This is a genomic window from Arsenophonus endosymbiont of Apis mellifera (genome assembly GCF_903968575.1).
GTDB classification, from domain to species: domain Bacteria; phylum Pseudomonadota; class Gammaproteobacteria; order Enterobacterales; family Enterobacteriaceae; genus Arsenophonus; species Arsenophonus apicola.
The window spans coordinates 1-9,248 of sequence record NZ_CAJCFU010000020.1; the positions used below are offsets into that span (position 1 = coordinate 1).

Genomic DNA, 9,248 nt, shown 5'->3' on the forward strand with positions numbered 1-9,248 from the left:
ATTACGCTCTCTATTTCCCGACGGGTCATTAATCCTTTCCACTTTCTGCCATCGACATAAACCCAGCGTTTCATTTCTTCACAAGCGCCTTTTCGGTCATCAGCGTTGAGCTTTTTGAGTAATGTCGATTTGGCAAAATTCCCTACGCCCACGTTGTAAGCGAATGAGTAAAGCGCGGCCTGAGTCAGTGTATTGATGTCTACCTTGACCAGCGGGTCAACATAGCGTTTAACCACTTTCAAATCGTCATCAAGCCACTTGTCACATTCGGCTTTGGTGTAAGTCCGGTTACGTTCAATATCATTACCTGTGTGCCCATAGCAAACAGAAAGCACACCGCCACCATCGAAATAGGGCTTAAGCCTCAGCCCTTCGAAATGCGTTATCATGCTTGATGCTAAAAACAATGCGCTACCGCCTGTTGCCATCAATATTTTTTTCGGTATCTTCATAGTGATGTTCCTTAAGTTTGTACTCCTTTTTGCGGTAGTACACGTTGATTAAAAATGTCCCTATCGTGCAGACAATACCCACTACAGCTACCCACTGTTCGAGCGTGAGAATGCCAATAGCGGTTGTCGCCCCAGCCCATAGATACGACAAGGGGCTGGAATACTTTTCCATCATGTGAGTTCTTCCGGTGAGATTTTGAGGTGGTGAGGTGTGAATGTTTATTTAACGCTAATGCCCGACAAAAATGCCATTAATTTTTCCCAATTGCTAAGCTCGTTTTTGACAGGTTCACCCAGTATTTGCCTTGTTCGAAGGTCTGCTACGTTACTCAAAGAGAGCCAGATATTAGGGTCTTCTTTTTGTATACACATCAAATCTTCTGTTAGCTTGGATTCGGATGCGGTCAATGCTTGGGATGTATAGAGATTAAGATACTCGACCGCTTGCTTTCTGGCTGACTCTGCTGTTTTTTCAAATGAAAATGCCATTCTGACGGCAGTAATCACAGCAATACAAATCCCCACGAAAATATGATTTCCTAAATTACCAATGACAGATGAACTGAGCAGAAGCAGCAAAAATGATAAAAAATATGAAATAAAGTGTGATTGCCTGATGTGGTTGAAAAATGACAAATAAAGGTTTTAATTTAAAAAGAGCGCATCAATGTGCGCTCTTTGGGCGATGATTTTTTGTTTTTGCTGTTTTTTGCGGTGATCCAAAAACAGATTTGCGTAAACGACTATCTGTCGTTGAAAATCCCGTAACTGCTGACGTGGATTTTCGTGTCGCCAAAAGGCTTTTTTGAGTTTTTGGTTAAATTCACGTTCAGCATCTTTCTTGGCAAGAAACTCAATTTTTCTAATTTCTCGCCTGATTTTTGCATTACGCTTACTTTCTTTGAAAATGATTTCTTGGGGCATTTTTCCTCCTGAGCGCTATATTTTGATGTTTCTTAATTTCAGTCGATAACAAACCTCGTAAACACGAAGATTTTAAATACGATTTCCACAAATTAATTAAATGTGGATAGCGGCGTTATTGAATAAAAAACACCAAAACAGAACACACAAAAACGGTATTCTGTTCTCCGCGACTCGCAGAGAAAAAACCCCAAATTGTGAAAGAGCAAAAGCCGTACAAAAAAACAGCTAAAAATTGATTTCTCAATTGTAAACAGAAATTTTACCGTGTCAATAATTCGATCTATTTCAATAACTTACGTGAAATTTGAGCTTAAAATAAAGTGATCAAAATCAATAACTTACGTGATTAAAAAATTTTCACTTTTTTTAAATTTTAAATTTGCAATCGGAAATTGCTATTTTTGAAATGAGCTATACTTAACGAGAAAGATAATCCCTTCTACTTAAGTAAACTGTGCACCAGTATTCTAACTGGTGCTTTTTTATGAAAATTGGAATAAAAAAGATATAAAAAATATACAATATTAGTACCAGTATTATGCTTCTTATACATCATTTTCATCATAATATTTTAAAGCATATCGAATCATATTTAATTTAGAACGTTTAGTTTTTTTGCAAAGTCTTTCTAATAATTCATACTCATACTGATTAAATGGAACGCGAAGAGCCTTGTAATCACGACGAGCCTCACTATTAAGCTCATTTTTTTGTTTAATCATTTGGTCAGCAGCAGAAGCAAACTCTTCTATTTTTTTCTCTACTGAATTAGGAAATCTGCGTTTTACCATGTAAGAAGCTCCTTTACTAAATATTGAATTTCATTTTTAGCTTTTAAATTACCCATTTCAATAACGCCCTTTCCTTCTCCCATGCAATCCCTGTAAACTTTTCGATCACGAACAACTGTATTCATTAGAAGGAGTTCAGGATAATCTTTTAAATATTCTTGAGCCTCATGAATTTCATTTATGACAGGATTTGTTGGTGCTAGAGTTAACATAGCGATAGTTTTTAGCTTCGGATTAATATCTTTTGCTTCTGTAATTATTTCTACTAATCTAGGTAAAGTATCTAAATCAGGTTGTGAAGGTCTGAAAGGCACTAAAAGTATATCTGCGGTCGTCATCCCTGTTCTTAGTTCTCTACTGTCTCTACCTGCAGTATCAACTATTACAAATTCATATCTTTTATCCAAATCAAGCAGCGTTTCTCTAACATTATCGAATTTTTGGATGCAGTGAATTATTGGTATTTCTACTTGTTTATTTCTATCAGAAATCCAATTAGCGGAAGTTCCTTGACGATCTGAATCTACTAAGATTACGTCTTTTTTTTGTTTTGCAAGTTCTGCTGCAATATTAACAGAAATTGTTGACTTTCCACACCCACCTTTTTGGCTACCAATTAGTACTATCATGATACCCTCTTAATGTATTAATAATATATATTATGCACATTAATAGTACCAATTTATTTTAAAATAACAAATATAAAAAACAGGTTAATTTGGTACTAAAAAAGCGTAATATTAGCTCAATTAATAAAGGAAAAATAAACAATTGAAATTTTTCATTGAAGTTTTATGATGAATTTGCCACGAGTCAATTTTGGAAAATTAACCTCAACAAATTAGCCAACTTTTGCGGTTGGCTTTTTTTTGAAATCCAAAAACGCAAAACTCACCAAACTCATCATGAGAGCCGATAAATTTTTTGACGCACGAATTTACGTTTTTATCGAGAAAACTTCTCAGAATGGATTACAGCGCGTTTTAGAGGGTATTCTGACTCTTCTTTCTGTCTTCCTTTAGCACTTCAATGAAGACTTGCTCGAATTCGTCATTTTTGGGAAGGTCTTGTTTGAGGATGTATTTACTGACGAAGAAATCCGGTTCAATACCTAATCGCCTTGAGGCTTCAAATCCGCGTTTGACCCAATCTAGGGGCAAAATGTGTTCGTGGGCTAATTCCTCAGCCCAATGCCAGTCAAACTGTTTGATTTCGTCTTCACGCAGAATACGAATTGACTTTGCGTCGTAGGTCATGAATTACTTAACTGCTTCTTTGAGTCTTTGACCCGCTTTAAAACTCGGTACGTTTGCAGCAGCAATTTTAAGTGGTTTGCCTGTTTTTGGATTTTTTCCATCTCTGGCTGCACGTTGCTTAACCTGAAAACTCCCAAAGCCAATGAGTTGTACGTCATTGCCGGATTTCAAAGATTCGGTGACGGCTTCGGTGAAAGCATTAACCGCCTTTTCCGAGTCTTTCCTGCTTAAACCTGATTTCGCTGCAACTTTACTGATGAGTTCTGTTTTGTTCATGGTGTGCCTGAATTAAGTGAAAAGTTAATCCTTGTGATGCTAGCCGTGATAATCAGAGAGTACAATATTTTATTGTTAATTAATAAAATTTTTAACTTAAAACCCTACGCTCGCCGCAAGTCTGTGACCGAGCGGAGCGAGTGAGCAGACGAGGAAGCGGAATATCATAATTGCGAAAAAGAAATACGGTCACTCAGTAGTAACATGTTTTTCGGTTCAGGGTTTTTGGACGGAGAAAGTTACCCACAGGCTGATTGCGGTAAATAAGGTATTTTATTTATTAAGGTAAAAGAAAGGTAAATGCTTCGGTAGGATTTTGTTTTATTTTGAAAAAATTACTTATATGACTTCTTATATTTACTTATATGACTTCTTATATTTATCATTTTTATTTATCTTAATTACTAATTAACTATTTGTTTTTATTCATATAAATTTTTATGTTTACCATTCTTTGTGAATATATATTATTAAGTAATTATTTGTTTTTGTTTATATAACTTCTCTTTTTTGTTTGTTCGCTTATTGTTTTCATTGTTTTTTGTCTGATATGCCTTCTTATTTTATTTAAAATGCCTTCTTAGATTTAAATTTATCCCCATTCATTTTTTACAATCAAAATGATTAATGATAGTTACAATATTAACATTGTAACTAATTGAATATAAACATTATTAAATTAATAACCCTCTTTCTGTTAGGTTAGGCTATAGGAATAAAAATAGAAAATGACTTCTTGTTATTGACAAAATGACTTCTTTGTTTAAAATAAAGGAAGTCATTTTGTGGGGGCGTAATGTTAATAAAAAAATCTCATCAGCTTGTTATGGCAAGAATGAATCTTTCTGCAAGAGAGCAAGATGTTCTTACTCTTCTAGTAAAAGCGCTGAAGAAATCATTTGATGATGAGAAGTTTGGTGATGGTAATGTTCAGTACGAATTTACATTTTATGTTGATGAATTAATAGAACATTTTTCTTTATCTAGACAAGGTCTTTATCATGCTTTAGATGAAGGAACAAAAGTTATGGGTAGAATAATTGAAATGAAAGACCCATTGAAAAAAACCTTCGAAAAAGTAGTTGTTATAAGTAAAGCTGATTTTGCTGAAGGGGTTCTTTTCGTCAGAATGGATAAAGATGCCGCTAAGTATTTGTTAGAGTATTCTATGGGATTTGCTGAAATAGATTTAAATTTATTGTTATCTCTTAGAGGTGGTTATGAAAAAAGAATACTTGAGATGATCAGCAGATTTAAATCCCAAAAAGAATTTTCTATCTCATTAGGTGAATTTTGCAGATGCGTAGGATCTCATTATTCTGAATATTCAAAATTTTCAAATTTCAAACAAACGGTTTTAATAAAACCTATACGCAGAATTTTATCATCGTGTGGTTCTACATGGAAAATTAAGAAGGACTTTAAAGACGGCTTTATTATCGAAAAGAAAGGGCGTAAATATAGGGATTCAGATAAAATAATATTTAAAATTCAATATGATAATGTAGAACAAAAAATAAACAAAAACTCAATTAAAATTGATACTAAAAAACATGAAGTTCTTGATTATTTGTTGTCAAAAATAATTGATAAAACGGCAAATCAGTCGGAAGCTATAGCGTTCATTTCTATGAGTAATGAACTTAATGTGAAGTATGTTCGTGAAATTGAAGAACAAGCAAAAAAGATAGCAAAAATTTAAATTACCGCCCTACGCCAGTGTACCACCACCGACGCAGAGCTAACCCTAAACCTATGTAACCTAGGAGTAAGGCTAATGAAAAAGTCTACCTTCAGCGTGCTTGTTTGTGAAGCACCGAATCAAATCATTGAGCTATTCGCTCGAACCTCACGCAACTTAACCCTTCGTCAGCGTACCCGAATTCTGAATAGAGTCGGAGGTGCGGTATGAACTCAGATTTAAAATTATTCAGAAGATTAACCAAGCGTGAGAATGAGGTGCTTCATTGGGTAAGTGCGGGCAAAACGTATTGGGAAATCTCTGTGATATTGGGGATTAAAGTAACAACGGTAAAATTCCACATGGGAAACGTGGTGCGGAAGTTGGATGTATGCAGCGCAAAACAAGCGATAAGAGCCAGTGTTGAATTGGAATTTAGCCAAAGCGTCGGAGGTGCAGCGTGAAATATTTTAAAGCAACCATCATCACAACCGTTGACCACGAGAAGGGCAAGACAACAAATTTCATCTATCTTGCATCTGAAACGAAAATTGCAGCCAAGAAATTGGCTTCTCAGCACATCTTTGAAACTGACGGCGCAAATTGCTGTTTTTACAAATCGCCTCGTTTGGAAGAAATCACCGTTGAGGAATATGTAGCTAATACCGAAAAACAGACGGACATTACCGAAGAACAGGAAATTGACCAGTTTTGCGCTTTGCTAACGATTTTTGGGATTCAGGAAGAATACGACGAAGGCGAAATTCGAGATGCAGATGAATTGCTAGCTAATCCAGCGGAAGAGCCTGAGATTTTTGAGCAATATACTAATCTTCGTGAATTGTTGTCTGTGAAAATACAGGAAGCAGGCAAAGCTATCTCTTTAAGCGAAATCAAGGAAATAGCGATTCATCTTTTTGAGTGTGGAAAAGATAATCAGTTGTTAACACAATCAACAGAGTTATCCACTGAATCTGTCGTTATGTCTGTGGAAAACGTGGGAGCAGTGGAAAAAAGCGTGACAGATGTCCCACTTGAGGAGTTGGTTAATAATTGTACAGAAGAAAAGGAGTTAATACACTCGGTCATCAAAAATATTGACGACAACTCTATCTTCTCTGCTTTTCCTCCTGTTAATGGAAGAATCATGAGCGGTGAAGGTATCACGCTTAAGATGTTGAACGGCTGTGTTGATGCGTTAAAACCGACAGAAAGTTTGATTGTTCGCCGTCTGTCAAACAGCACCTACCACGCTGCAAACGGCTATTCGAGTACGCAAATCAGATTGGTGCAACGGGAACAGACAATAGCTGTGCTAGATTGGGAAAAGGATTCCCCCTACAAAGAGATTAGACACGGTGCGTTTTTAATAGGGACGGCTGTACACACCGCTATTCTCGAGCCGGAGCGCTTCGCTGAACAGTACACTTGTTCCCCTGAACTGAATTTGCGAACCAAAGACGGTAAACAGGAATTGGCAGAGTTTGAAGCACAGGCAATTGCCAACAATCAAATTTCCCTCAAAAAAGACGAGTTTGAACAGGTTGAAATGATGCGTGATTCTGCACTGGCTTATCCAATGGTTGAAGAGCTACTGGAAAACGGCGAACCAGAACTATCAATTTTCTATCGCACGGAAAAGGGGACGCTATTGAAAATCCGGCCTGATTTGTTGGGAATCTATTCAGATAAGCCTTTCTTGTTGGATGTGAAAACGACTGATAATTTTCAAGGTTTTGGGAAATCTGTTGATGAGTTTGGTTATCACATACAAGCGGAATTTTATCGTCTGATTGCTAATCAGGTATTTGGTCAAGCAATAGCTTTCACTTTCTGTGCAATTGGTAAAAACCCAGCTTGTGGGCGTTTTCCTGTGAAACTTTGTGAACCCGACGACGAAGATAGCGAGCAGGGCGTATACGAAGTAAATCGTGTGATTGATATGCTAGAAAGCGTCATAGAAACCTACCCAATCGTCAAAATATCCCGTCCTTTCTGGGCAAAACAGGCGGATAGAAAACGCAGAGAAGCGTTTGCGGTAGAAGGAGGTGTCGCATGAATACCGAATTACAAACGATGAATAACGTCTATGCCAATCTGCAATCGGTTATTATGCAGCAAGGAATCGCAGCCCTGTTACCTGCTCAGGTTACGCCTGAGCAGTTCACCCGAACCGCAGCGACTGCACTGATAGAAAATGCGGAGTTGCAAAATGCCGATAAACAATCACTAGTACTAGCCTTAACTCGATGCGCAAAAGATGGACTGATGCCAGACGGACGAGAAGCTGCCTTGGTTGTTCGTAGTACAAAAGTCAACAACCAGTTTGTGAAAAAAGCCGTTTACATGCCGTTGACATCCTCCCCCACCTTCACACTTCGTGACTCAGGAGGGGGATTCCCGTTAGTCGGAGACTATCTGATCGCTCAGAAGCCTGGTTCCTGCTGCTGACGGCATTACTGCACCGTTCACTTCACAGGCTAACACGGCATGTCCTGCCGCTAAAATGTTACGAGCTCCGTTGATATCTGCGTTCTCTGTATACCCGCACTCAAGGCACTCGAATCTACTTTGTGATTGACGATTTTCTTTCGCTGTATGACCACAACATGCACACCGTTGACTTGTATATGCCGGAGGCACAGCTAATACCTGACCACCGCGCCATAGCTGCTTGTACTCAAGCTGACGGCGCATTTCATACCAACCCTGATCCAGTATCGAACGGTTAAGTCCTGATTTTGCCCTGACATTCCGTCCGTGCTGCTCTTGTGTACCTTTTGCCGATTTCGACATGTTACTGACCTTTAAGTCCTCAATGACGATCATCGCGTGGTTTTTGCTGATTTCACTGGTGACTTTGTGAAGGTAGTCTTTGCGGATATTGGTTATATGCGAGTGGAGACGTTGGATTTTTCGCTTCTGTTTTTTCCAGTTATTGCTGAATTTAACTTTACAGCTTAACTGACGCTGGAATTTCGCCAGCTTTTTTTGGTTGGTTTTAAAACTGTTTACAGGTTCAAACACTGTGCCGTCTGACAGCGTGGCGAGTCTGGTTACACCTGCATCCAAACCAATCATTGTTGCTGACGAATGAGGCTGAATGTCCATTTCCAGTTCGACCTGAAACGATATATACCAGTGTCCCGCATGTTGGCTAACGGTTGCGTTTTTAATCTTACCGTACAGCTTTTGCGACTGCCGGAACTTTACCCATACCAAACCTGACGGTAATCTCACTCTGCCATTATCGAGCTGACAATATTTATCAAAATTAACAAAACGAACTGAATCACGCCCGTCATTTTTCCTTTTAAATACAGGAGCTTTTGCTGCCAGTTTTTTATCAAAGCAGCGTTTCCATGCCCCGTGCAGATCTTTGAGTTTCTGCTGAAGATTATCCGTGTAGGCTTCTTGCAAAAAGGAATGTTCCGGCTTTTTTTTCCATTCTGTGAGCATCCGATTTAGTTCAAACGCTGACGGTAGTTTACCGCCGGATTCAATAATGCGTTGCGTCTCTGCTAGCCCGTAATTCCAGATAAAACGAGCGCATCCGCACAACTGCCGCAAACGTTGCGACTGTTTTTCGGTTGGTTCGAGTCTGAATTTGTAGGCTTTTAGAATTAGCATTATTACTCAGTGTGTAGTAAATTATCTCACTATCTTACCGTATATCCGGTTAATTTCAATGCAAAAATATAAAATCAACCGTTCAAGACATGCAGCGTTTCTTTTACATGTTCACCTTGTCTTTGTGACTAAGTACCGAAAGAAAGTACTCAGTGGCTTGCACTACAAAGCATTTCATCAGTATGCAGGTGAAGTGTGTCGCGACTTTGGGGCTGATTTAAAGGAAAGTAACGGA

At 38.2% G+C, this 9,248-nt stretch carries 13 protein-coding genes and 1 pseudogene; 5 read left to right on the top strand and 9 right to left on the bottom strand.

The features are described 5' to 3' along the window. The 8 genes from H1X92_RS00515 to H1X92_RS00550 all read right to left on the bottom strand — a co-directional run. Positions 1–452: lysozyme (locus tag H1X92_RS00515; RefSeq protein ID WP_180558375.1), on the bottom strand; the 452-nt coding region annotated here is incomplete at its 3' end. Next, positions 412–627, bottom strand: coding sequence for a phage holin family protein (locus H1X92_RS00520; protein WP_370520588.1), 216 nt, complete (start codon positions 625–627; stop codon positions 412–414). The genes H1X92_RS00515 and H1X92_RS00520, both read right to left, overlap by 41 nt. A gap of 44 nt (positions 628–671) precedes the next feature. After that, the gene (locus H1X92_RS00525) at positions 672–977 is read right to left on the bottom strand and encodes a hypothetical protein (protein WP_180558376.1); all 306 of its coding nucleotides are present in this window, start codon (positions 975–977) and stop codon (positions 672–674) included. Positions 978–1,097: 120 nt separating this feature from the next. Further along, entirely contained in the window at positions 1,098–1,376 is a 279-nt protein-coding gene (locus H1X92_RS00530; protein ID WP_180558377.1) for a hypothetical protein, read from the bottom strand. A gap of 548 nt (positions 1,377–1,924) precedes the next feature. Beyond that, a complete protein-coding gene (locus H1X92_RS00535) occupies positions 1,925–2,170 on the bottom strand; it encodes a hypothetical protein (RefSeq protein WP_180558378.1) in 246 nt (81 codons plus the stop codon). Further along, positions 2,164–2,799, bottom strand: coding sequence for an AAA family ATPase (locus H1X92_RS00540; RefSeq protein ID WP_180558379.1), 636 nt, complete (start codon positions 2,797–2,799; stop codon positions 2,164–2,166). The genes H1X92_RS00535 and H1X92_RS00540 overlap by 7 nt, the downstream gene beginning before the upstream one ends. A gap of 354 nt (positions 2,800–3,153) precedes the next feature. After that, positions 3,154–3,426, bottom strand: coding sequence for a hypothetical protein (locus H1X92_RS00545; RefSeq protein ID WP_180558380.1), 273 nt, complete (start codon positions 3,424–3,426; stop codon positions 3,154–3,156). A gap of 3 nt (positions 3,427–3,429) precedes the next feature. Then, on the bottom strand, positions 3,430–3,702 hold the full coding sequence (locus H1X92_RS00550; protein WP_180558381.1) for an HU family DNA-binding protein: 273 nt from the start codon (positions 3,700–3,702) through the stop codon (positions 3,430–3,432). 796 nt (positions 3,703–4,498) lie between these two features. On the opposite strand from H1X92_RS00550, the gene H1X92_RS00555 reads away from it, so the two are divergent. From H1X92_RS00555 to H1X92_RS00570, 4 genes and pseudogenes are all read left to right on the top strand, one after another. Next, the gene (locus H1X92_RS00555) at positions 4,499–5,404 is read left to right on the top strand and encodes a replication initiation protein (RefSeq protein WP_180558382.1); all 906 of its coding nucleotides are present in this window, start codon (positions 4,499–4,501) and stop codon (positions 5,402–5,404) included. Between the two features lie 242 nt (positions 5,405–5,646). Further along, positions 5,647–5,847 (top strand): annotated as a pseudogene (locus H1X92_RS00560) (helix-turn-helix domain-containing protein); the annotation flags it as partial. After that, positions 5,844–7,442 (top strand): PD-(D/E)XK nuclease-like domain-containing protein, encoded by a 1,599-nt coding sequence (locus H1X92_RS00565; RefSeq protein WP_180558384.1) that lies wholly within the window; start codon positions 5,844–5,846, stop codon positions 7,440–7,442. The pseudogene H1X92_RS00560 and the gene H1X92_RS00565, both read left to right, overlap by 4 nt. Next, entirely contained in the window at positions 7,439–7,834 is a 396-nt protein-coding gene (locus tag H1X92_RS00570; RefSeq protein ID WP_180558385.1) for a recombinase RecT, read from the top strand. The genes H1X92_RS00565 and H1X92_RS00570 overlap by 4 nt, the downstream gene beginning before the upstream one ends. Here the strand turns inward: H1X92_RS00570 and H1X92_RS00575 are convergent. Next, a complete protein-coding gene (locus H1X92_RS00575) occupies positions 7,787–9,013 on the bottom strand; it encodes an RNA-guided endonuclease InsQ/TnpB family protein (RefSeq protein ID WP_180558336.1) in 1,227 nt (408 codons plus the stop codon). The genes H1X92_RS00570 and H1X92_RS00575 overlap by 48 nt on opposite strands. A gap of 58 nt (positions 9,014–9,071) precedes the next feature. Between H1X92_RS00575 and H1X92_RS00580 the strand changes: the two genes are divergently transcribed. Next, the coding region (locus H1X92_RS00580) for a transposase (RefSeq protein WP_180558337.1) at positions 9,072–9,248 on the top strand (177 nt) is incomplete at its 3' end.